Source organism: Flavobacterium sp. N2270, from assembly GCF_025947225.1.
GTDB lineage: Bacteria > Bacteroidota > Bacteroidia > Flavobacteriales > Flavobacteriaceae > Flavobacterium.
The window spans coordinates 1910786-1933973 of sequence record NZ_CP110005.1; the positions used below are offsets into that span (position 1 = coordinate 1910786).

Annotated in this window: 20 protein-coding genes; 11 read left to right on the top strand and 9 right to left on the bottom strand. The window is 28.8% G+C overall.

The features are described from left to right. Positions 1 to 87 precede the first annotated feature (87 nt). Positions 88 to 1707 (top strand): ABC-F family ATP-binding cassette domain-containing protein, encoded by a 1620-nt coding sequence (locus tag OLM55_RS08910; RefSeq protein WP_264558552.1) that lies wholly within the window; start codon positions 88 to 90, stop codon positions 1705 to 1707. A 68-nt stretch (positions 1708 to 1775) separates the two neighbouring features. Here the strand turns inward: OLM55_RS08910 and OLM55_RS08915 are convergent, their stop codons facing one another. The 3 genes from OLM55_RS08915 to OLM55_RS08925 form a co-directional block, all read right to left on the bottom strand. Then, a complete protein-coding gene (locus tag OLM55_RS08915) occupies positions 1776 to 2609 on the bottom strand; it encodes a flagellar motor protein MotB (RefSeq protein WP_264558553.1) in 834 nt (277 codons plus the stop codon). A gap of 74 nt (positions 2610 to 2683) precedes the next feature. Further along, a complete protein-coding gene (locus OLM55_RS08920) occupies positions 2684 to 3679 on the bottom strand; it encodes a glycosyltransferase family 2 protein (RefSeq protein WP_264558554.1) in 996 nt (331 codons plus the stop codon). 7 nt (positions 3680 to 3686) lie between these two features. Then, positions 3687 to 4139 (bottom strand): type I restriction enzyme HsdR N-terminal domain-containing protein, encoded by a 453-nt coding sequence (locus tag OLM55_RS08925; protein ID WP_264558555.1) that lies wholly within the window; start codon positions 4137 to 4139, stop codon positions 3687 to 3689. Between the two features lie 61 nt (positions 4140 to 4200). On the opposite strand from OLM55_RS08925, the gene holA reads away from it, so the two are divergent. From holA to OLM55_RS08945, 4 genes are all read left to right on the top strand, one after another. Beyond that, on the top strand, positions 4201 to 5205 hold the full coding sequence (gene holA, locus OLM55_RS08930; protein WP_264558556.1) for a DNA polymerase III subunit delta: 1005 nt from the start codon (positions 4201 to 4203) through the stop codon (positions 5203 to 5205). Positions 5206 to 5271: 66 nt separating this feature from the next. Further along, positions 5272 to 5454 carry a CAL67264 family membrane protein gene (locus OLM55_RS08935; protein WP_264558557.1) on the top strand — a complete coding sequence of 61 codons (183 nt, stop codon included), beginning with the start codon at positions 5272 to 5274 and terminating at the stop codon, positions 5452 to 5454. Positions 5455 to 5510: 56 nt separating this feature from the next. Beyond that, a complete protein-coding gene (gene ettA / locus OLM55_RS08940; RefSeq protein ID WP_264558558.1) occupies positions 5511 to 7205 on the top strand; it encodes an energy-dependent translational throttle protein EttA in 1695 nt (564 codons plus the stop codon). A 78-nt stretch (positions 7206 to 7283) separates the two neighbouring features. Next, positions 7284 to 9527 (top strand): ATP-binding protein, encoded by a 2244-nt coding sequence (locus OLM55_RS08945; RefSeq protein ID WP_264558559.1) that lies wholly within the window; start codon positions 7284 to 7286, stop codon positions 9525 to 9527. On the opposite strand, the gene OLM55_RS08950 is transcribed toward OLM55_RS08945, so the two are convergent. The 4 genes from OLM55_RS08950 to OLM55_RS08965 form a co-directional block, all read right to left on the bottom strand. Further along, positions 9486 to 10259, bottom strand: coding sequence for a sulfite exporter TauE/SafE family protein (locus tag OLM55_RS08950; protein WP_264558560.1), 774 nt, complete (start codon positions 10257 to 10259; stop codon positions 9486 to 9488). The two genes, OLM55_RS08945 and OLM55_RS08950, sit on opposite strands and share 42 nt — an antisense overlap. Positions 10260 to 10280: 21 nt before the next feature. Next, positions 10281 to 10868 carry a hypothetical protein gene (locus OLM55_RS08955; protein WP_264558561.1) on the bottom strand — a complete coding sequence of 196 codons (588 nt, stop codon included), beginning with the start codon at positions 10866 to 10868 and terminating at the stop codon, positions 10281 to 10283. 26 nt (positions 10869 to 10894) lie between these two features. Beyond that, positions 10895 to 12139: a DEAD/DEAH box helicase gene (locus OLM55_RS08960; protein WP_264558562.1), complete on the bottom strand. Its 1245-nt coding sequence runs from the start codon at positions 12137 to 12139 to the stop codon at positions 10895 to 10897. Positions 12140 to 12236: 97 nt separating this feature from the next. Then, entirely contained in the window at positions 12237 to 13259 is a 1023-nt protein-coding gene (locus tag OLM55_RS08965) for a formimidoylglutamase (RefSeq protein ID WP_264558563.1), read from the bottom strand. Positions 13260 to 13373: 114 nt separating this feature from the next. Here OLM55_RS08965 and OLM55_RS08970 point away from each other — a divergent pair, with 114 nt between their 5' ends. Next, entirely contained in the window at positions 13374 to 14255 is an 882-nt protein-coding gene (locus OLM55_RS08970) for a hypothetical protein (protein ID WP_264558564.1), read from the top strand. 49 nt (positions 14256 to 14304) lie between these two features. Here the strand turns inward: OLM55_RS08970 and hutI are convergent, their stop codons facing one another. After that, positions 14305 to 15543, bottom strand: coding sequence for an imidazolonepropionase (gene hutI, locus OLM55_RS08975; RefSeq protein ID WP_264558565.1), 1239 nt, complete (start codon positions 15541 to 15543; stop codon positions 14305 to 14307). Positions 15544 to 15616: 73 nt separating this feature from the next. On the opposite strand from hutI, the gene corA reads away from it, so the two are divergent. Further along, the gene (gene corA / locus OLM55_RS08980) at positions 15617 to 16687 is read left to right on the top strand and encodes a magnesium/cobalt transporter CorA (protein ID WP_264558566.1); all 1071 of its coding nucleotides are present in this window, start codon (positions 15617 to 15619) and stop codon (positions 16685 to 16687) included. On the opposite strand, the gene OLM55_RS08985 is transcribed toward corA, so the two are convergent. Beyond that, positions 16684 to 17544 carry an alpha/beta hydrolase family protein gene (locus OLM55_RS08985; protein ID WP_264558567.1) on the bottom strand — a complete coding sequence of 287 codons (861 nt, stop codon included), beginning with the start codon at positions 17542 to 17544 and terminating at the stop codon, positions 16684 to 16686. The two genes, corA and OLM55_RS08985, sit on opposite strands and share 4 nt — an antisense overlap. 124 nt (positions 17545 to 17668) lie before the next feature. Between OLM55_RS08985 and OLM55_RS08990 the strand changes: the two genes are divergently transcribed. The 4 genes from OLM55_RS08990 to lon all read left to right on the top strand — a co-directional run bounded on the left by OLM55_RS08990 (position 17669) and on the right by lon (position 23109). Then, the gene (locus OLM55_RS08990; protein ID WP_264558568.1) at positions 17669 to 18487 is read left to right on the top strand and encodes a M48 family metallopeptidase; all 819 of its coding nucleotides are present in this window, start codon (positions 17669 to 17671) and stop codon (positions 18485 to 18487) included. 63 nt (positions 18488 to 18550) lie between these two features. After that, positions 18551 to 19864: an MFS transporter gene (locus tag OLM55_RS08995; RefSeq protein WP_264558569.1), complete on the top strand. Its 1314-nt coding sequence runs from the start codon at positions 18551 to 18553 to the stop codon at positions 19862 to 19864. A gap of 38 nt (positions 19865 to 19902) precedes the next feature. Beyond that, the gene (locus OLM55_RS09000; RefSeq protein ID WP_264558570.1) at positions 19903 to 20460 is read left to right on the top strand and encodes a DUF6252 family protein; all 558 of its coding nucleotides are present in this window, start codon (positions 19903 to 19905) and stop codon (positions 20458 to 20460) included. Between the two features lie 195 nt (positions 20461 to 20655). Further along, the gene (gene lon / locus OLM55_RS09005) at positions 20656 to 23109 is read left to right on the top strand and encodes an endopeptidase La (RefSeq protein WP_264558571.1); all 2454 of its coding nucleotides are present in this window, start codon (positions 20656 to 20658) and stop codon (positions 23107 to 23109) included. Positions 23110 to 23188 lie beyond the last annotated feature (79 nt).

Sequence of the window (23188 nt, forward strand, 5' to 3'; positions counted from 1 at the left end):
GGAGCGTTAAATTAATTGTAAATAATAATCCCAAAACTGCACTATTTTTTCTACTTTTGCAACAATTTAAAAATAAATTCTAAATTAATGTTAACAGTTTCAAATTTATCTGTTCAGTTTGGTAAGCGAATTTTGTTTGATGAAGTAAATGTTACTTTTACTCAAGGAAATTGCTACGGAATAATTGGCGCAAATGGTGCAGGAAAATCAACTTTTTTAAAAATCCTTTCTGGAGATATTGATCCTACTTCGGGTAGAGTAATCTTAGAACCAGGAAAACGTATGTCGGTTTTAAATCAAAACCATAATATGTTTGATGAGCATACAGTTTTAGACACAGTTTTAATGGGAAACAAAGTATTACATGCTATTAAAACAGAAATGGATGCTTTATATTTAGATTATACTGATGAAAATGCAGACAGAATTGGAGAGCTTCAACTTCAGTTTGATGAAATGAACGGATGGAATGCAGAAAGTGATGCGGGTTCAATGTTATCCAATTTAGGTATTTCAGCAGACATGCATTATACTTTAATGGGAGATTTAGAAGGAAAAATGAAGGTTCGTGTTTTACTTGCACAAGCTTTATTTGGTAATCCAGATGTTCTTATTATGGATGAGCCGACCAATGATTTGGATTTTGAAACAATTACTTGGTTAGAAAATTTCTTAGCAAATTATGAAAATACGGTTTTAGTAGTTTCTCATGACCGTCACTTTTTAGATTCAGTTTGTACACACGTTTCAGATATTGACTTTGGTAAAATTAATCATTACTCTGGTAATTATACTTTTTGGTATGAATCTAGTCAATTAGCTGCAAAACAAAAAGCACAACAAAATAAGAAAGCGGAAGAAAAGAAAGCTGAACTTGAAGAATTTATTCGTCGTTTTAGTGCCAATGTTGCAAAGTCTAAACAAGCAACATCTCGTAAAAAAATGATTGAAAAACTAAATCTTGATGAAATTAAGCCATCAAGTAGAAGATATCCTGCAATTATTTTTGAAACTGAAAGAGAAGCGGGTGATCAAATTTTAAATGTACAAAATTTAAGTGCTAGTATTGAAGGAGAAACATTGTTTAAAAATGTAGACCTAAATATGGCAAAAGGTGATAAGGTTGTTGTTTTTTCTAAAGACTCAAGAGCTACAACTGCATTTTATGAAATTTTAAATAATAACATGAAAGCAGATTCTGGTACTTTTGATTGGGGAATTACAACTACACAGTCTTATTTGCCTAGTGAAAATCACGATTTCTTTAAATCGGACTTAAACCTAGTAGATTGGTTACGCCAATGGGTAAAAACTGAAGAAGAGCGTGATGAGGTTTATGTACGTGGATTTTTAGGTAAGATGATATTTTCTGGTGAAGAAGCATTAAAAAAGTGTAATGTTTTATCTGGTGGAGAAAAAGTACGTTGCATGTTATCTAGAATGATGATGATGCGTGCTAATGTTTTAATGTTAGACGAACCAACAAATCACTTAGACTTAGAGTCAATTACAGCATTTAATAATTCTTTGAAAAATTTTAAAGGATCTGTTTTGTTTACAACTCATGACCATGAATTTGCTCAAACTGTTGCAAATAGAGTTTTAGAAATTACTCCAAATGGTGTTATTGATAGGTATACTACTTTTGATGAATATCTAGAAGATGATAAAATAAAAGAATTAAGAAAGAAAATGTATACAGTATAAATCATACTAAACAATACAAATAAAAAAAATCCCTGCATTGCAGGGATTTTTTTATTTATTATTCACAATTATTTGCTCATATTTTTCATTTCCTTTTCAATCATATCATAAAACTGATCGATTTTAGGCATAATGATAATTTTTGTTCTTCTGTTTTTAGCTCTATTAGCTGGAGAATCATTGTCTACTAATGGAATATAAGAACTTCTACCTGCAGGAATTAATTGTTTTGGGCTTACACCTAAATCAGATTGTAAAACTCTTACAATTGAAGTTGCTCTTTTAACAGATAAATCCCAGTTGTCTAATAATACCCCTCCTTTATATGGTACGTTGTCAGTGTGACTTTCTACCATACATTCAAAATCAGGCTTACTGTTAATTACTTTTGCAACTTTAGCTAAAACTCCTTTAGCTTTATCACTAACGTCATAACTTCCCGATTTAAATAATAAGTTATCAGCAATAGAAATCATAATAACTCCTTTTTCTACATTAATGTTAATGTCTGGATCATCCATACCAACATCTTTCTTTAAACTGGTAACTAAAGCTAAAGTTACACTGTCTTTTTTAGTTAAAGCATCTTGTAATCTTGAAATTTTAAGATCTTTTTCTTTAAGACTTTCTAATGATTTTTCTAGGTTTTCAGCACCCTTAGTAGTAAGAGTAGTTAAATTCCCCATGTTGTTAATTAAATCAGAATTGTTCTTTTTCAAGAAATCAATTTGATTGGCTAAAGCTTCTCTTTCGGTTAAACAAGTGTTTAACTTAACGGTTGCAGTGTTTAATAAATCTTGAGTAGCTTTTTGTTTTGCTTCTAAATCTGTAAATTTCTTCTTAGAAACACAAGACGTCATTGAAAACGATAATACCAAAAGGGATAGGACGATTTTTTTCATAAATCAAAATTATTATTTTAAGCAAAATTAATAACAAGATTCGTGCCTAAAAAATATAAAAACACAAACTATTGTTAAATTATTTTATCAAAATGTGTTCTTTTTTTTATAAAGTACTGAAAAATAATTGATTTCGTTTTAAAATAATTTTCTTTTTGAGTGTTTTTTCTTTTGTTAAGGAAATAAAATAAACGTTTATAGAAGTAAAAATGGGCTTTTAATATTGAAAATATGTGTTTAAAGTTTCCTTGAATTAAAAATCGAATACCAGCAATACCGTCCAAGATAAGTCTAAAAAATAAAATAGGGAATAATTTATTTGTTGGAAGGTTTTTTGTTAACATCCATAAAGAATTCCTAAAATTTAAAAAGGTCTTTTGTGGACTTCCTACGTTTAAAGTTGCACCACCAACGTGATAAACTACTGATTTATAATTATATATTATTCTGTAACCTTCGTTAAAAGCTCTCCAACACAAATCTATTTCTTCTTGATGGGCAAAAAAATCGGCATCAAAACCATTTAATTTATGAAACACTTCTTTTCTAATGAAAAAGCAAGCACCACTTGCCCAAAATATTTCGGTAGTATCATTGTATTGACTGTTGTCTTTTTCAATTGTTTCAAAAATTCGTCCTCTACAAAACGGAAATCCGTATTTATCAATAAATCCTCCTGCTGCTCCGGCATATTCAAAATAATCTTTATTGTTATATGCTAAGATTTTTGGTTGAATAATCCCCACTTTAGAATCATTATTAAAAGTAGAAAGAATAGGTTGTAACCAATTTTCGGTAACTTCAATATCTGAATTTACTAATGCATAATAAGGTTCTTCTACATTTTCAAGAGCAATATTATATCCTTTAGCAAAACCAAAATTACCTGTGTTCTGAATAATTTTCACAGATGGAAATTCATTTTGAAGCACTTCAATAGAGCCATCTGTAGAAGCATTGTCTGCAACATAAACGGTTGCTTCAGCAGAAAATTGAATAACTGAAGGAAGAAATTCTCTTAAAAGTTTTTCTCCGTTCCAATTTAAAATGACTACAGCTATTTTTTTCATTTTTCTTTTAATTCTTAATGCTAATTTCTGGTAATTCTTTCAAAAACGAATATTTTTCATTTTCAAAATCCATTTCGCAAAAGTAATGATTTAGTCCGTTGGTAACCATTAAATATTGAGCATTTAAAATTAAATTATAACGCGCAATTTGATCAAAAGTTTTTTGGTCAATTTTAATTTCTGGAGCTTTACATTCAATTAATAAAAAAATAGAACCATCAGAATTGAACACAACAATATCATATCGTTTATTCATTCCACTAACTTTGACTATTTTTTCAACGTTTATTAATGATTTTGGATATTTTTTTTCATCAATTAAAAATTCAACTACATGTTGTCTAACCCATTCTTCTGGAGTAAGAAGAATAAATTTTTTTCTAATCTTATCAAAAATAGACACTTTATTTTCACTATTTTTGAATCGGAAAGAATATTTTGGAAAATTTAATGGTTGCATAAGCCAAAATTACTCAAAATTTACAAACTGCCAACTAATTACTGAACACTGCAAACTGATCATGGACGAAGTCATTCAAATTACAAAAGATATAAAATCTGGAAACATTAAGCCTATCTATTTTTTTATGGGTGAAGAACCTTATTATATAGATAAGTTGACAGAGTTTATTGAAGATAATGTATTGCAAGAGCATGAACGCGATTTTAATCAGACTGTTATTTATGGAAGAGACACAAGTATTGAAGATATAGTTTCAACAGCAAAGCGTTTTCCAATGATGGCCGATAGACAAGTTGTAATTGTTAAAGAAGCTCAAGAATTATCTCGAACTATTGATAAAATTGATTCATATATTGAAAATCCGCAACCTACTACCGTTTTAGTTTTTGCATATAAATACAAAACATTAGATAAACGTAAAAAAATAACTAAAACACTTGCTAAGGCAGGAGTTGTTTATGAAAGTAAAAAACTTTATGAAAATCAAGTGGGTGATTGGATTAAAAGAACATTATCTGGTAAAGGTTATAGTATTGAGCCAAAGGCAGCTGCGATGTTGGTAGAATTCTTAGGAAATGATTTGTCAAAGATAAGTAATGAATTAGATAAATTAAAAATTATCCTTCCCAAAGGTCATACGTTTACACCGCATGATATTGAAGAAAATATAGGAATTAGTAAAGATTATAATAATTTTGAACTCCGAAAAGCTATAGGCGAGAAAGACCAAATAAAAGCATATAAAATTGCTGAATATTTTTCTCAAAATCCAAAAGACAATCCTATTGTTGTTACTACAGGAATGGTTTTTGGATTCTTTTCTCAATTATTGCAATATCATGGATTAAAAGATAAATCTAAACAAAACGTTGCTTCTGTTTTAAGAGTAAATCCTTTTTTTGTAAAAGATTTTGAAGTTGGTTTTCGTAATTATCCTATGAAAAAAGTAAGCGCAATAATAACCACTTTACGAGATGTAGACTTAAAAAGTAAAGGTGTTAATTCTAACTCTATCCCGCAGAGAGATTTACTACAGGAAATGTTAGTTAAGATTTTTAATTAAATCTTCTGTAATACAAAAGATATTCTTTTTGTATATTTGTTGTCCTCAAATTTTAATTTTTAAACAATGGGAATGAATAAAAATACAGTGTTAGCTTGGGCTACTTTTATAATGATTTTAATGGGATTTTTATTAATTGGACTTGGAATATATAGATATGCAGATGTGGCAGGTTGGGGATTCTCGGCCGTAGGAGTTGGTTTCTTTGCTATTGCATGGGTTTTCAATGCATTAAAAGGAAGAGTTTAAATAAATTAACAATTATATTTTAACAAATAATAAGTTTAACAAATCAACAAAAAATAATGTCAGACGATAAAAAAGTAATATTTTCAATGTCTAAAGTAAACAAGATTTACTCTAGTACAAACAAACAAGTTTTAAAAGATATCTATTTAAGCTTTTTTTATGGAGCAAAAATTGGTATTCTAGGTTTAAACGGTTCTGGTAAATCTTCATTATTAAAAATTATTGCTGGCTTAGATAAAAACTATCAAGGAGATGTTGTTTTTGCACCAAATTATACCGTAGGATATTTAGAACAAGAACCACAATTAGACGAAACAAAAACAGTTATTGACATTGTAAAAGAAGGAGCTGCAGAAATTTATGCACTTTTAGACGAATTCAATAAAATTAATGACAGTTTTGGACTTCCAGAAGTTTATGAAGATGCAGATAAAATGCAAAAACTTATGGACCGTCAAGCAGAACTGCAAGATAAAATTGATGCAGCTGGTGCTTGGGAAATAGATAATAAATTGGAAGTTGCTATGGATGCACTTCGTACTCCAGAAGCAGATACTCCAATAAATGTACTTTCTGGTGGAGAAAAACGTAGAGTAGCCTTATGTCGTTTACTTTTACAACAGCCTGATGTTTTATTACTTGATGAGCCAACCAATCACTTGGATGCAGAATCAGTACTTTGGTTAGAACAACATTTACAACAATACGCAGGAACAGTAATTGCTGTAACACACGATAGATATTTCTTAGATAATGTAGCAGGTTGGATTCTTGAGTTAGATAGAGGTGAAGGTATTCCTTGGAAAGGAAATTATTCTTCTTGGTTAGACCAAAAATCTAAACGAATGGAGCAAGAAGAAAAAACGGCTTCAAAACGTAGAAAAACACTTGAACGTGAGTTGGATTGGGTTCGTCAAGGAGCAAAAGGTAGACAAACAAAACAAAAAGCACGTCTTCAAAATTATGACAAGCTTCTAAATGAAGATCAAAAGGCATTAGACGAAAAATTAGAAATTTATATTCCAAACGGGCCTCGTTTAGGTACAAATGTAATAGAAGCTAAAAATGTTGCAAAAGCATTTGGAGATAAATTATTATATGATGACTTGAATTTCACTTTGCCACAAGCAGGAATAGTTGGAATTATTGGACCTAATGGTGCTGGTAAATCAACTATTTTTAAAATGATTATGGGCGAGCAACAACCAGATGGTGGAACTTTTTCTATTGGAGAAACAGTTAAAATAGCTTATGTAGACCAAACGCATTCAAATATTGATCCTGAAAAATCAATTTATGATAATTTTTGTGATGGACAAGAATTAATGATGATGGGAGGAAGACAAGTAAATTCTCGTGCTTATCTTTCACGTTTTAATTTTGGTGGAAGTGATCAAAATAAAAAAGTATCTACTTTATCAGGTGGAGAAAGAAATCGACTTCATTTGGCAATGACACTTAAAGAAGAAGGAAATGTTCTTTTGCTAGATGAGCCAACAAATGATTTAGATATTAATACGTTAAGAGCTTTAGAAGAAGGATTGGAAAATTTTGCAGGATGTGCAGTTATTATTTCCCATGATAGATGGTTTTTAGATAGAGTTTGTACTCATATTTTAGCCTTTGAAGGAGATTCTCAAGTTTATTGTTTTGAAGGAAGTTTCTCTGAGTATGAAGAAAATAAGAAAAAAAGACTTGGTAAAGACGTAACTCCTACAAGAATTAAATACAAGAAATTAATTAGAAATTAAATAAAAAAAATCCTGATTTTATCAGGATTTTTTTTATTTTTAATTCTCTCAAAAAAACATCATATTTGAGAATAAGTAATGACAAGAACTAAGCTATTTACACTATTCATTTTAAGTTTAATTTTTTCTATAAATTCTTTTTCACAAGAAATAGAATTTACTTCAAAAGATATTAAAGAACTATTATCCAAATCTGGAAATCATTTTCTAAATCTGGAAAGTGATAAGTCATTACAATATGCCAATAAAGCACTAGAATATTCAATACAAATAAACGAAAACGAATTAATCGCTAAATCTTATAACCTAATAGGTTTAAATTTTGCAGATTTTTCAGATGAAAAAAAAGCAATTGAATATTATAAAAAAGGTTTAGATTATGCCAATAAAACTAGTAATGATACTATAAAATGTTGGTTGTCTAATAATATTGCTAATTTATACAGTTATCATAAAATTGATTTTAAAGAAAGTATAAAGTATTATAAAATAGGACTTGATTATTCTGTTAAGTTGAATGATGTTTATGAAATAACTTTTAATAAGTTAAATATGGTAACCGCTTATTTCTCAATGGGTGATTATCAAAGCGGAATTGTATATTTAAATGAAGTAAAAAAATATGTAGATAACAAAGGAGATATAGAGGCTAAAATTACTTTAAACTCTCTTTATGCAGATTATTACAATCAATTAAACCAAGACATTAAAGCAGAGCAATACTATTTAAAAGCATTAGAATATTGCTTTCAAAATAAAGTTGGGTTTATTAATTCTCATGTTTCAAATACTTTTAAAGATATTTCTAATTTTTATTTTAAGAAAAAAGACTTTGTTAAAGCATATGACTTTCTTCATAAACATGATTCACTGCAGGATCTTATTTATAGCGAAGAAAGAACTAAAGAAGTTAAAATAGCCGGACAAGAAATAGAAAAAAACGAAGCAAAAAGAATAATTGAAAAAATTGAAGCAGAAAAAGTTATTCAAGAAGAAAAGTTATTCAACACTAAAGTTATACTTTTTTTGTTTTTCATCATTTTTACCATTCTTTTTTTATTACTTTTTATTTTAATCAAAAATAATAAGAATAAGAGAGATTCAAATTTAAGATTAAAACTTGCTAATGAAGAACTAAAACTTGCAAAAGAAAGAGCTGAAGAAGCTTCAAATATTAAAACCCAATTTATTTCTAACATTAGTCATGAGTTAAGAACACCTTTATATGGTGTTATTGGAATGACAGAAATTATTGAAGAAGAACATAAAGAATTAAGAGAAAGTCAGCATTTAAAATCACTTAAGTTTTCAGCAAAATATTTACTAGCTTTAGTAAATGATATTTTAAAAGTATATAAAATTGAAGAACAAAAAATAGTATTAGAAAACACCTTGTTTAATTTAGAAGATGAATTAGAAACTATAGTAAATTCATTACATATTATCGCAAAAACAAATAATAACAAAATTACGATTGAAATTGATAAAAGTATTCCTGAATTTTTATTTGGTGATAAAATTAGACTTTCTCAAATTCTAATAAACTTATTAAGTAATTCTTTAAAGTTTACAAATAATGGCGAGATTAAAGTTATAGCTAAAGCCGAAAATTATAATGAGAGTAATTTAAATTTAATTTTAGAAGTAATTGATAATGGTATAGGTATTCCAAAAGAGTTTCATGAAACAATTTTTGAAAAATTTGTTCAAATTGACCGAAGAAATGATGATTATCAAGGTACAGGACTAGGTTTAACTATTGTAAAAAAACTGGTAGATTTATTTAATGGTACAATTCAGCTTAAAAGTGAAATAGGTATTGGTACAACTTTTACCTTAAACCTTCCATTTCAATCTGGAGTAGACAAAACAATTGAGATGATAAATTCTCAAGAAGTAGATTTGTCTAATTATTCTAATTATAAGATATTAATTGTTGAAGATAATAAAATCAATCAAGTTGTTACAAAGCGCTTACTTGAAAATCATAAATTTATTTGTACCATTGTCGAAGACGGTTTTAGTGCTATTGAAGTTTTAAAAACCGAAGAATTTGATGCCATTTTAATGGATATTAATATGCCAAAAATTAATGGATTCGAAACTTCAAAAATTATTAGAAGTAATGGTATTAAAATTCCTATTATTGCCGTTACAGCATTTGATAGACAGGAAATTGAAGAAAAAATGATAGATGCAGATATAAATGATGTAATCGTAAAACCATTTGAGCCAGCTAAGTTATTCCAAATGATTTATAGACTTATCAATGATAAATCTTTAAATAATTCCAAGGATAAAAAAAATAGAGAAAACGATTAATAAAAAAGCAACCAATTTTTGTAATGAATCAATCGTTACTTTTTTAACTAATTTATTTCCAAAATACGCTCCTAGAAAGGCTGAAATTGTCGCTACAAATACAAGAAAATAATTTAACATATCTTTTTGCTCAATAATAGTATCTGCATAAACACTTAGTCTTGAAATATCTATAATGCACGCAATAACAACTCCAGTTGCTATAAAAGCTTCTTTTGAAAGGTTTGCTCTAATTAAGAATGCACTTCTCAAAGCACCTTGATGTCCGGAAAGCCCACCAAAATAACCGCTTAAAACGCCACCAAAAGGCAAATATTTACTGTCGAATTGTAAGTTTTTTAATTTTGGTATAATGTCTAGTAAGGCAAAGAAAATTAACAATAAACCAATAACTACTTTTAAAGGTTCAATATAAAATTGTTTACCAAATAATATGTAATCAAAAAGAGGAGTAAGGCCAGTTAAGTGTTTTAAAGTATAAGCTCCTAAAAAAGCGAACAGAATTGCTGGAATACCGAATGAAACAATAACTTTATAATTGGCATATTTTCCTAGTAAAGCCAACTTGAATAAATTGTTTAAAAAATGAACAATTGCAGTTAATGTAATTGCAATTTCAACAGGAAAAAAAAGAGCAAAAAAAGGAAGTAAAATAGTTCCAAGGCCAAATCCTGAAAATAAGGTTAATCCTGAAGCTAATAATGAGACAAAGCAAATGATTAAATAGTCCATATAATGAAGTATTATATTAGTTTAAATTATTAACCAAGCTCCTTTAATAAATGTCAATTTTGACCCTTTTATAAAATCATCAATTTTCATTTTTCGTGTTGCTTTTTTGTTTGTTAACTCAATAAAATAGACTTGAGGATTAATAAACCCTGGTAGATAATACCAAAACCTAAATCTTTTTATTTTATGTGATTTCGATAAAAATTTTAACTCTTCTAAGTCTGATATTTTAACAGTGTCCTTTTGGTTCATTCTGTAATTAATTCTTTCAATATCAGACATACTAACTATTTCTTCTTTAGTTTTCTTTGGATTGGATTTTTCTGTACCAACAAAAAGTTGAGGATATACAATTCCTTCACTGAAAATTCCATATAAGTTTAAATTTGTACCCCAAATAGTCAATATTTTGTCGTTAAACTTAAAATTGTTTTTATTCAAAACTTCAATTGATTTTTTGTATCGTGGAATTGTATTCTTCACATAAGCTGTGTCAAAAAACTTTATAGATTGGTAGTTTTCAACCTCACCCTGATTTCGAAAATTAGACTCTTTTTGTGCAATTATTGAATTACTAATAATTAAAAAATAAATTAATATATTTTTCATTGAGTTTTAAAAATCTAACTAATTATCTAATACCAACGCTTTTTATTCTTCTTTGAAGCTTCTGATTTTCTTGAATTATTATTTTTCTTTTTATTTCTTAAATCAGGTTTAGAACCTTCTTTTGCAGCTTCATTGTTCCATGGATAAGGATGATCTTTAACTTCCTTAACCTTCATTCTAATTAATCGCTCAATTTCTGTTAGATAAACTCTTTCGTCTTTTCCGCAAAAAGTAAGTGCAATGCCTGAGTTTCCAGCTCTACCGGTTCTTCCAATTCTATGAACATAGGTTTCAGATATATTAGGTAAATCAAAATTAATCACATAAGGTAAATTATCAATATCAATTCCTCTTGCTGCAATATCAGTAGCTACTAATATAGAAATTTCTTGATTTTTAAATTGATCTAAAACGTCTTGTCTAGAAGTTTGAGATTTATCGCCATGAATTGCGGCGCAAGTAACACCTTGTTTTGTTAATGTTTTTACAACATTATCAGCACCATGTTTTGTTCTGGTAAAAACAAGTGCATTTTTAATTCCATCATTTCTAATAATGTGGTATAATAACTTTCGTTTATCTCCTTTTTCAACAAAATAAACTTTTTGAGTTACATTATCAGCTGTACTCGAAACAGGATCAGTTATAATATATTTTGGTCTTGTTAAAAATGCATCGGCAAGCTCTCTAACTGCAATTGGCATAGTTGCAGAAAACATAAGTGTTTGTCTGTTTTCGGGAGTTAATTTAATAATTTTCTTTACATCATTAATAAAACCCATATCTAGCATTTGATCTGCTTCGTCTAAAACCAAATGGTGTAAATGGTTTAAATCTACAAATCCTTGCTTGTGTAAATCTAATAATCTTCCCGGTGTAGCAATTAATACATCAACACCTTTTTTTAATTGGTCCACTTGTGGATTTTGATTAACGCCTCCATAAATAACCATCGATTTAATATTGGTATATTTTCCGTAATCATTAAAACTATCGCAAATTTGATGGGCTAATTCTCTTGTGGGAGTAACAACAAGCGTTCTAATTCTTTTCGCTTTTTTTGCAGAACCTACAACTTTATGAATATAATTAATAATAGGAATAGCAAAAGCACCTGTTTTACCAGTTCCTGTTTGTGCACAAGCAACTAAATCCTGACCTTTTAATACTTCCGGAATGGCTTGTTCCTGTATTGAAGTAGGAGCAGCATAACCTAAATCATTTAAAGCTTCTTGTATTGGGTTTATTAAATTTAATTCGTTAAAAGTCATTTTGTATATTTTTGTAAAGTAATGAAAGTTAGTAATTTAAATTAACTTTTCATATTTGTATTTTTTATTTATTGATGTTTTGTTGACTTTATATTAATTACGATTTCATAAAATCAGTAATCATATAAGCTATCAGTTTTCCTGTTAAATGGTTGTTATTACTTTCGTCTAATGTTGGTGCACCTTCACAAATATGAATGTATGAAGCATTTTTATTTGAAGCAAAATGATGAATAAATTGTCTTGCTTGTTGCACGCTAAATCCGCTTAAAGTCATAGCACTGGTATGAATTCCAGGAATTGCATCTAAGTCTATTTCAATTCCAAATGGATCGTTTTTAACAAACTGTAAAGCTTCATCTAATTGGTTTTCATATGTTTTTTCTTTACGAATTTCAATTTCTTCATAGGTTGCAAACTTAACTCTTGAAGCAATTTCTTTAATTGTATGCTGAACTCCTTTAGAAATATAACTTTCATGTAATCCAAATATGAAATATTTCTTTAAAAAACCTTCTTCATACGCATAGCTAAATCCATTACCAGAATGTCTTCCTTCAAGAATTCTAAAATCGGTATGAGGATCAAAATTTACAGCATTTACAGGTTTTCCTTTTGCAAGAGCAAGGCCTTTAATATTTCCGTAAGCATTATTATGTCCGCCTCCTATAATTATTGGTTTTTTTCCCGCTTTAATGATTTGATGAATGACATGAGATACTTCTTTGTCAATTTTTTCAACTAAACTGAATAATTGTTTTCTTTCCTCTTTATTTGAGGCATCTAAGTTTTCAGCTAAAGTCATTTCATTCTCAACATTTAGTTCGCCAAGTAGTATAAGATTACTTCCTTTACAAAATTTATTATGTTGAATGTTTACTAAACTTTTTAAAGTTGAATCAAATGCAGTTGATGTTCCTGCTCTTCCTCTGTTAGCTCTTACGCCAATATCTTCAGGAATTCCTAATAAAACATATTGAGCTGAAGAATCTTTAATGAAGTTAAAAGCATCAACATCTGGTGGAATAAGTTGAATTTTTTCGCCAAATTTTATTTCCCCGCTTCGGTGTTGAGTTATTTTTGCAAGCTCTTTTGCTGTGAATAATTTTATACTTTCCATTGATTAAAAAATTGCAATCAAAAATACTATTTTAAAATAACTTTAGTTCAAAATGGGAAAAATAGTTTTTTATTGTATTTTTGTTATCAATTTAACCAAATATCTATATTTTCAATGGAAAACAAGCAAAACAATTCAGGATTAAAAGCAGCAGTAGTAGTTCTAGGATTATTATTATTAGGAAGTGGAGCTTATATTTATAAAATGACTTCAGATAATAAAGAAACGGTAACAACTTTAACCTCAGAAAAAGAAACTTTAGCAAATGATTTAAAAGCTAAAATTGCAGAATATGAAACTTTGATTGCTGAAGATAATGCGTTAAAAGCTGATTTTGAAGCTCAAAAAGAAGAAATGGAAAAACTTTTGGTTTCTTTAGAAAAGTCTAAAGGAGATGCTGCAGCAATGGCTAAATATAAAAATGAATATTTTCGTTTAAAAAGAGATATGGATAACTTGGTTGCTGAAAATAAGTTGTTAAAAGAACAAAATGTTGTTTTAACATCTAGTTTAGACAGTACTAATGTTGTTTTATCAGATGCTAAAAAATTCAACGATACTTTAGTTTCTCAAAATGATAATTTATCTAAAACTGTTGAAAAAGGGTCTAAACTTTCTGTTTTAAACTTAAATGTTTTAGCAGTTAAGGAGAGAAGTTCTGGTAAACAAATTGAAACTGACAAAGCAAGTAGAGCAGATAAATTAAAAATTAGTTTTTTAATTGCAGAAAATCAAATTGCTAAATCAGGAGATAGAACGTACTATGTTCAAGTAATTGATGCTAAAAATAATATTTTAGGAGATAAAGAAACAATTGCTATGAGTGATGATTTAACTTTAACATATACTTTTATTGCTAAAGTTAAGTATGAAAACAAAACAGTGCAAGTAAAACAAGAAGTTGCAGGAAAAGATTTTCAGCCGGGTTCTTATTTTGTAAATGTATTTAATGCAAAAGGAGAAATGGTTTCTAAAACAAGTTTTTCTTTAAGATAATAATTCACAAATAATTGAATAAAAAAGAGCGACATTTGTCGCTCTTTTTTTATGATATTAACTTTCCGTTTATCATTACTTTTTCAATTAAATTGCTACCAAATTCATAAGGTAGTTGATAATAAGTAGTAATTGGTTTTGTGATAATAATATTGGCTTTTTTACCTTTAGTAATACTTCCATGAGTGTTAGAAATTCCCATTGCGTATGCACCATTAATTGTTGCTGCGTTTATAGCTTCTTCAGGAGTCATTTTCATTTTAATACAAGCTGTTGCTACTACAAAATTCATGTTACCAGATGGAGTAGTACCCGGATTATAATCGGTAGCTAAAGCAATGGGTAAACCTGCATTCATCATTTTTCTAGCTGGGGTATAAGGAATGCTAATAAAATAAGAACAACTTGGTAATGCAACAGGCATGGTGTTGCTGTTTTTTAAAACTTCAATATCTTCATCGTTAACAATTTCTAAATGGTCTACACTTAGTGCTCCATTTTCTACACAAGCTTTAATACCTTCAATTGCTGTAAATTGATTAACGTGTATTTTTGGAATTAAACCGTATTTTTTTCCAGCTTTCATAATTTTTATAGTTTCTTCAACAGAAAAATATCCAGTTTCTAAAAATGCATCAATATAATCGGCAAGATTTTCTTCTGCTATTTTTGGTAGCATTTCATTAATAATTAAATCAATATATGCAGCATGATTATCTTTGTACTCACTAGGAAATGCATGAGCTCCAAGAAAAGTAGCTTTTATAGGTAAAGTATAGTTTTCTTTTAAACGTTTTATTACGCGAAGCATTTTTAATTCACCTTCAACTGTTAATCCGTAACCCGATTTTATTTCAACAGCACCAGTTCCTTGTTGCATTACTTCTTCTAAACGAATTTTAGATTGCTCGTAAATTTCGTCTTCAGAAGCTTCATTTAATTTCTTAGCCGAATTTAAAATCCCGCCACCTCTATTAAATATTTCTTCATAGGATAACCCGTTAATTCGGTCTACAAATTCTTGAATTCTGTTTCCAGCATACACAATATGAGTGTGACTGTCTATCCAAGTGGGTAAAATAACTTTTCCAGTAGCGTCAATAATTGAAGCGTTTTCAATTTTCGGACAAACATCCATTGAACCAAAATCAATTATAATATCATTCTCAACCAATAAAAAAGCATCTTTTATGATTGGTAATGTTGCCATTTCTTTTCCAGAAACCTTATCAATTGAAGTTTCTCTAACTTGAAGTAATTCTTTTATGTTGGTGAATAATGTTTTCATATTTTATAAAATATTTTGGTAAAAATAAGTTCCATTTTTAAAAACTCCTATCTTTATAGTAAATTTTACAGATTTGAGACGATTAAAATATAAAAAAGGAAGAAGAGTTCAGCCCACTCCATTAGAATATACGGGTATATATACGGACAAAGATACAGAAATGCAATTGTTTGTGTATACTGAAAATGAAGTAGAAGAATTTCAGGATGTTTCAATTGAAGATATTTTAAATAATAAATCTTCAACAGCTAATAATTGGTTAAATATACACGGTTTAAAGGATGTTGAGTTAATTAGAGATTTGTCAGAACATTTAAATATCAATAGTATTATTGTATCTGATGTTCTAAATATTTCAAGAGGAACACGCTTAGAAGAACTAGATGATACTCTTTTTTTTAGTATTAAATCAATACTTCCTACTGAAGATAAAGCGAATATTTCTATAGAACAAATTAGTTTTGTTTTACAAGAAGGATTAATTGTTTCATTTCAAGAAAAAAGAGGTGATTTTTTTACACATATACGAGAACGTTTAAGAACAAATTCTGGTTTGGTTCGTAAAAAAAAGACAGATTATCTATTATACCTTATGCTTGATGCAATTATTGAAAATTTCTACATAACTATTGATAATAAAGAAATTGAAATAGAAAAGTTAGTTGCATTATCAAAGACAACTTCTAATCCTTCTATAATGGAAGAAATTGAAAAAAATAGAGAAGTTTTTCATTTTCTTAAAAGAGCAATTGTACCACTAAGAGATGCTTTATTTACTATAAAAACTATAAATGAAGATGATGAGTTTAATAGTATAGAATCGTCTAATTTTGTGTTTTTTGGACGTTTACACCAAAAGACAATTGAATTATTAGATCAAGTAGATTATGATTTACACACTTTAGACAGTGCGAGTAATTTTTTCTATACTACTCAAAGCCATAAAATGAATGAGGTAATGAAAACTTTAACAATAGTATCAGCAGTTTTTATGCCTATTACATTTATAGCAGGAATATACGGAATGAACTTTGATAGAATTCCTGAACTCCATGCTAAAAACGGTTATTTTGTTGTGTTAGGAGTTATGTTTTTTATTGTTTTATCTATGCTTTATTATTTCAAAAAAAAGAACTGGTTTTAGTTTAATATAAAATCTTTTATTTTTGAAATTACTTTTTCATCTCCTAATACTTTTCTATGTCCTAAAGAAGTAGTAAGTAGTAATTCACTGTTTTTTAATGTTTTATCAATATTTACAGATGCTGTATAAGGAACATCTTCATCGTCTTTGTCATGAATTACAAGTACAGGAACATCAACATCTTTTGCAGCATTACTTCCTGAGTAATCTTCCATTTTTTCTTGAAAATTTTCTTCAAAAGAAGTTTTCATTAATTCTGCAACTTTTGGTTTTATACCTAATTTATTAACAAAATCGTGTAAAATATCATCAATACTATCTCCACTCCCTATAACTATTGCTTTATCTACTTTTAAACCTTGTTTGATAGAGTTTAAAACCGACATTCCTCCAAGTGAATGACCTATTGCAACATCAAATTTTCCGTGTATCCTTTCTAGTTCTAATATACTTGCAATAAATTCAATCATTAAAGTTGTTGAACCAGGAGATTTTCCATGTGCTGGAGCATCAAAACTAATGGTTGTATAGCCCATTTCAGTTAGTTGATCTGCTATTTTTACCAATTGTGTTCCTCTACCTGACCAACCATGAACTAGTAATGCTTTTTTGTTACCAGTTCCATATTTATAAACCATTATTTTTTTAGAAATTTCAGGAATAAATAATAGCTCTTGTTCGGAATTAGTATCCATTTCAAATTCTCTTTTTGGAATTTTATATTTTATAGGAGTGGCAAACAATTTTTTTGCAAACTTTACAGTTAATGAAGTAGAAATTTTTTGTAAAGATTGAGCAATAAATAATACTATTGAAGGAATTGAATCACTTGAAATATTCTTTTGTCTTTTTGACATTTCTTTTTTTTTTGCAAATTTATAAAATGATTTGCTTGTGTTTATTAAACTTATCTTAAATTTATATTGGCAACATTATTGCAATAAATTTAAATATAATTAACTTTGTAAAAAACATTAAACTATGAATCTTAAATTAAAATTTTTACTTGTATTTCTTTTAGCCATTGTATTTTCGTGTGCTAAGAACCCTTTTACTGGTAAAAGTACTATGGCACTTGTTCCTAATAGTCAAATTTTTCCTTCCTCTTTTCAGCAATATGGAGAATTTTTATCTGAAAATAAAGTATTAAAAGGAACTTCAGATGCTAAAAGAATAGAGCTTATTGGTATGAAAATCAAAACAGCTTCAGAAAGATGGTTAAATGCTAATGGTCATGCTGATTATTTAGACGGTTATGAGTGGGAATATAATTTAGTTCAAAGTGATGAATTAAATGCATGGTGTATGCCAGGTGGGAAAATTGTTTTTTATACAGGAATTTTACCAGTTTGTAAAGATGATGCTGGTATTGCCGCTGTAATGGGGCATGAAGTTGCTCATGCATTAGCAAATCATGGTCAGCAAAGAATGAGTGCAGGTATGTTACAACAATTAGGTGCTGTTGGTACTCAAGTTGCTGTAGGTAATAAGGATCCGCAAACACAAGCTTTAATTATGCAAGCCTATGGTGTTGGTTCTCAAGTAGGAGGTATGTTGCCATTTAGCAGAAGTCATGAAAGTGAAGCAGATAGAATAGGTTTGACGTTAATGGCAATTGCAGGTTACGATCCAATTAATGCTGTAAAAGTATGGGAGAGAATGTCGGCACTTTCTAATGGTCAATCTACGCCAGAAATTTTAAGTACTCATCCAAGTAATCAAACAAGAATTAAAGAATTAACTGCTTTAATTCCTCAGGCTAAAGTTGAAGCTGCAAAATTTGGTGTAACTTTTAAATAGGTTTTATATTAAAATATTATATTTGAATCCCGCTATGGCGGGATTTTTTAATTTAAATACACTATGAATTTAGAAAAAGGAAATAAAAAATTAGGTAACGCATGGGCGTTTTATGATTGGGCAAATTCAGTATATAACTTGGTCATTTCATCAGCTATTTTTCCAATTTATTATGGAGCTTTATTCAAAATAAAAGGAATATCATCTGTACATTTTTTAGGTTTTGAAGTGAAAAACACGGCATTAATTAGTTTTGTTACTGCTTTTGCTTTTTTAATTGTAGCCTTCATGTCTCCGTTGCTTTCTGGAATTGCTGATTTTGCAGGAAATAAGAAGCGATTTATGCAGTTTTTTTGTTATTTGGGCGCATTATCATGTATTGGATTGTCCTTTTTTACATTAGAGAATTTATATTTTGGAATTTTATGTTTCTTTTTTGGTTTAATAGGTTTTTGGGGGAGTTTAGTGTTTTATAATTCTTATTTACCTGATATCGCTTTTACTGATGATCAAGATAGATTAAGTGCAAAAGGATATTCATTAGGTTATATTGGTAGTGTTATTTTACTATTATTTAATTTAGCTATGGTTATGAAACCAGAATGGTTTGGAATAACAGGAGAAGATGCTGCAATGAAAGCTATGCAATATTCATTTGTTTCTGTTGGAATTTGGTGGATAGTTTTTAGTCAATATACATTCTATTATTTACCTAAAAACACAGTCAAAAATAAAGTTACTAAAAATGTTGTTTTTAATGGATATAAGGAGTTAAAGAAAGTTTGGCATCAATTAGAAGAGAATATTATTTTAAAAAAATATTTAAAGAGTTTCTTTGTTTATTCTATGGCTGTTCAAACGGTTATGTTGGTTGCAACTTATTTTGGTGAACAAGAAATTCTATGGGAGTCTGATAGTCAGCGAACATCAGGGTTAATAATTAGTATTTTGGTAATTCAATTAGTTGCTGTTCTTGGCGCTGTACTAACTTCAAAATTATCTGAAAAAATAGGAAATATCAAAACTCTAATAATTATTAATTCAATTTGGGTTATAATTTGTATTTGCGCATTCTTTGTAACTCTTCCTGTTCATTTTTATATAACCGCAGGTTTTGTTGGTTTAGTAATGGGTGGAATTCAATCACTTTCACGCTCTACTTATTCAAAATTATTGCCTGAAACAAAAGATTCAACTTCATTTTTTAGTTTTTATGATGTTGCCGAAAAAATTGGGATAGTTATAGGTATGGGAATTTTTGCAACTATAGATCAAATATCTGGTTCGATGAGAAATGCAATTGTATTTTTAGCCTTGTTTTTTATTGCGGGTGTATTTTTATTGTTCAATGTTCAAAAAACATTAAATAAAATATAAATAATTTATATATTTGAAATCTAATAAAATACTTCTTTATGAAAACTATAAAATCAATTTTTTCAGTACTAGTTTTAACATTGTCTTTTACAATACTTACTTCTTGTGATGTTGAACCTTTAGATAATGCAATAGATGTTAACAATGGAGGTGGTTCAGGAACTGTTGTAACAAGTTTTACTGCAAAAGTAAATGGAGCTGATTTTGTTGCAAGTTCAGAATCAATCATTGGAGATTATTCACCTTCTTCTTTTGGTAATGAGCTAGTAATATCTGGTTCTACTTCTACTGGGAAAAACATTAGTATTACTGTTATTAATCCAGCTGTAGCTACTTTTCCTGCGAGTTTTAATGTTAACAATTTAACTTTATTACAATATTTAGATTCTTCTTTGGGTACAAATGGTGGTTTTACTTCGTATAATCAAACAACCGATGTTTCTACAGGAACAGTAACTATAACTCACTTTGATACCGTAAATAATAAAGTTTCAGGTACATTTAGCTTTACAGCTTATAATTCAACAGATACAAGTACTAGATCAATAACTAATGGTGTTTTTAACAACATTTCATTTGATAATTCTGTTAACTAGTTTTAAGTTAATGTTAAAATCATATCCCGATATTTATATCGGGATTTTTTATGGCATAAAACTTGACCTTATAATGTGTAGAAATTGATGTTTTTATGTGTTTTGACATTGATAGACAGTTATTTATGTAAATCAATTAAAAATTTTATTTCTCACAAAAATTATGTTTAATGACAAAATGACTTTAAAATAGATATGTCTAATCAAAAAATACTTACGCTTGACAATTTGTCACTGCAAGAAATAAATTCAGAAGCTGAATTAATTCCTCTTTTAACACCAGAGGATGAGGAAGAAATGAATAAAGAAGAATTGCCTTTAGATTTACCAATACTTTCGTTAAGAAATATGGTTTTATTTCCTGGAGTTGTAATACCTATTACTGCTGGAAGAGATAAATCAATAAAATTAATAAACGACGCTAATGCAAGTGGTAAAGTTATAGGTGTTGTTGCTCAAATTGATGAAAGTGTTGAAGAGCCTACACCAAACGATGTTCATAAAATAGGAACGGTTGCACGTATTATTCGTGTTTTAAAAATGCCAGATGGTAATACAACAGTTATACTTCAAGGTAAAAAAAGGTTTGAAATAGATACTTTTACCCAAGAAGAACCTTATATGAAAGCAACAATAAAAGAAGTTGCCGAAGATAGACCAGAAAATAATGATATTGAGTTTAATTCTATTGTCGATTCTATTAAAGAGTTAGCAATAGAAATAATAAAGGAAAGTCCAAATATCCCATCAGAAGCTACATTTGCGATTAAAAATATCGAATCAAATCCGTTTTTAATCAATTTTGTTTCTTCAAACATGAACCTTTCTGTTATTGATAAACAAAATCTGTTATCAATTCATAATTTAAAAGAAAGAGCATTGGAAACGTTGCGCTTCATGAATTTAGAATTACAAAAATTAGAACTTAAAAACGATATTCAGTCTAAAGTTCGTTTTGATTTAGATCAACAACAACGTGAATATTTCTTGCAACAGCAAATGAAAACTATCCAAGAAGAGTTGGGTGGTGTTTCTCATGATGCAGAAATAGATGAAATGCGTGAGAAAGCAAAGTCTAAAAAATGGGATAAAAAAACGGGGGAACATTTTAATAAAGAATTGTCAAAATTACAACGAACAAACCCAAATTCGCCTGATTTTGGGATTCAACGTAATTATCTTGAATTGTTCTTGGAATTACCTTGGAATGAATTTTCAAAAGATAATTTTGACTTAAAACGCGCTCAAAAAATATTAGATAGAGATCATCACGGTTTAGATGATGTTAAAAAACGTATTATAGAACATTTAGCAGTTCTTAAATTGCGTAACGATATGAAATCGCCTATTATTTGTTTATATGGTCCTCCAGGAGTTGGTAAAACATCTATTGGAAAATCAATTGCAGAAGCATTAGGTAGAGAATATGTTAGAATTTCATTAGGTGGTTTACGTGATGAAGCAGAAATAAGAGGACATAGAAAAACATACATTGGTGCAATGCCAGGAAGAATTATTCAATCTATTAAGAAAGCAAAAACTTCAAATCCGGTTTTTGTTTTAGATGAAATTGATAAATTATCAACCAGTCATAATGGAGATCCATCTTCTGCATTATTAGAAGTTTTAGATCCAGAACAAAATGCTGATTTTCACGATAATTTCCTAGAAATGGGTTATGATTTATCTAAAGTAATGTTTATTGCTACATCAAATAGTTTATCAACCATTCAGCCTGCTTTACGCGACAGAATGGAAATTATTAACATGTCTGGTTATACTATTGAAGAAAAAGTAGAAATTGCTAAAAAACATTTGTTACCAAAGCAATTAAAAGAACATGGTTTAAAACCTACGGACTTACAAATTGACAAAAAACAATTAGAAAAAATTGTAGTAGGATATACACGTGAATCTGGAGTGAGAGGATTAGAAAAGAAAATTGCTCAAATGGTTCGACACGCTGCTAAATCTATTGCAATGGAGGAGGAGTATAATGTAAAAGTTACAAATGAAGATATTATCAATGTTCTTAAAGCTCCGCGACTAGAAAGAGATAAGTATGAGAATAATGATGTTGCTGGTGTAGTAACTGGTTTAGCATGGACTTCTGTAGGAGGTGATATTTTATTTATAGAATCTTCTGTTTCTAAAGGTAAAGGTACAATGAGTATGACAGGTAATTTAGGAACTGTAATGAAGGAATCGGTTACAATTGCTTTAGAATATATTCGTTCGAATGCTGATTCACTTTCAATAGCTCCAGAAGTTTTAACATCAAATAATATACATATTCACGTTCCATCTGGTGCTACACCAAAAGACGGACCAAGTGCTGGTATTGCAATGTTAACTTCTATGGTATCTACATTCACTCAGAAAAAAGTAAAAAAAGGGTTGGCAATGACTGGTGAGATTACTTTAAGAGGCAAAGTATTGCCTGTAGGTGGAATTAAAGAAAAAATTCTAGCAGCAAAAAGAGCAAACATTAAAGAAATTATTCTTTGTGAAGAAAATAAAAGCGATATTGAGGAAATTAATCCCGATTATTTAAAAGGACTTACGTTTCATTATGTAAATAGAATGAGCGAAGTTATTGATATTGCTATCACAGATCAAAAAGTAAAAAATGCTAAAAAACTTAGTTAATTATTAAACTTATAATATTCAAAATTCCAACTAAAATATTTAGTTGGAATTTGTTTTTTATATATTGCTTTATAATTTT

Excerpts from the sequence above, each read along its gene's own strand:
- ettA (WP_264558558.1), top strand. The coding sequence starts at position 5,511 with ATGTCAGACGATAAAAAAGTAATATTTTCAATGTCTAAAGTAAACAAG.
- OLM55_RS08955 (WP_264558561.1), bottom strand. The coding sequence starts at position 10,868 with ATGAAAAATATATTAATTTATTTTTTAATTATTAGTAATTCAATAATT.
- OLM55_RS09000 (WP_264558570.1), top strand. The coding sequence starts at position 19,903 with ATGAAAACTATAAAATCAATTTTTTCAGTACTAGTTTTAACATTGTCT.
- OLM55_RS08960 (WP_264558562.1), bottom strand. The coding sequence starts at position 12,139 with ATGACTTTTAACGAATTAAATTTAATAAACCCAATACAAGAAGCTTTA.
- OLM55_RS08970 (WP_264558564.1), top strand. The coding sequence starts at position 13,374 with ATGGAAAACAAGCAAAACAATTCAGGATTAAAAGCAGCAGTAGTAGTT.
- OLM55_RS08925 (WP_264558555.1), bottom strand. The coding sequence starts at position 4,139 with ATGCAACCATTAAATTTTCCAAAATATTCTTTCCGATTCAAAAATAGT.
- OLM55_RS08965 (WP_264558563.1), bottom strand. The coding sequence starts at position 13,259 with ATGGAAAGTATAAAATTATTCACAGCAAAAGAGCTTGCAAAAATAACT.
- OLM55_RS08915 (WP_264558553.1), bottom strand. The coding sequence starts at position 2,609 with ATGAAAAAAATCGTCCTATCCCTTTTGGTATTATCGTTTTCAATGACG.
- OLM55_RS08990 (WP_264558568.1), top strand. The coding sequence starts at position 17,669 with ATGAATCTTAAATTAAAATTTTTACTTGTATTTCTTTTAGCCATTGTA.
- OLM55_RS08910 (WP_264558552.1), top strand. The coding sequence starts at position 88 with ATGTTAACAGTTTCAAATTTATCTGTTCAGTTTGGTAAGCGAATTTTG.
- holA (WP_264558556.1), top strand. The coding sequence starts at position 4,201 with ATGGACGAAGTCATTCAAATTACAAAAGATATAAAATCTGGAAACATT.
- OLM55_RS08920 (WP_264558554.1), bottom strand. The coding sequence starts at position 3,679 with ATGAAAAAAATAGCTGTAGTCATTTTAAATTGGAACGGAGAAAAACTT.
- OLM55_RS08950 (WP_264558560.1), bottom strand. The coding sequence starts at position 10,259 with ATGGACTATTTAATCATTTGCTTTGTCTCATTATTAGCTTCAGGATTA.
- lon (WP_264558571.1), top strand. The coding sequence starts at position 20,656 with ATGTCTAATCAAAAAATACTTACGCTTGACAATTTGTCACTGCAAGAA.
- OLM55_RS08935 (WP_264558557.1), top strand. The coding sequence starts at position 5,272 with ATGGGAATGAATAAAAATACAGTGTTAGCTTGGGCTACTTTTATAATG.
- OLM55_RS08945 (WP_264558559.1), top strand. The coding sequence starts at position 7,284 with ATGACAAGAACTAAGCTATTTACACTATTCATTTTAAGTTTAATTTTT.
- OLM55_RS08985 (WP_264558567.1), bottom strand. The coding sequence starts at position 17,544 with ATGTCAAAAAGACAAAAGAATATTTCAAGTGATTCAATTCCTTCAATA.
- hutI (WP_264558565.1), bottom strand. The coding sequence starts at position 15,543 with ATGAAAACATTATTCACCAACATAAAAGAATTACTTCAAGTTAGAGAA.
- OLM55_RS08995 (WP_264558569.1), top strand. The coding sequence starts at position 18,551 with ATGAATTTAGAAAAAGGAAATAAAAAATTAGGTAACGCATGGGCGTTT.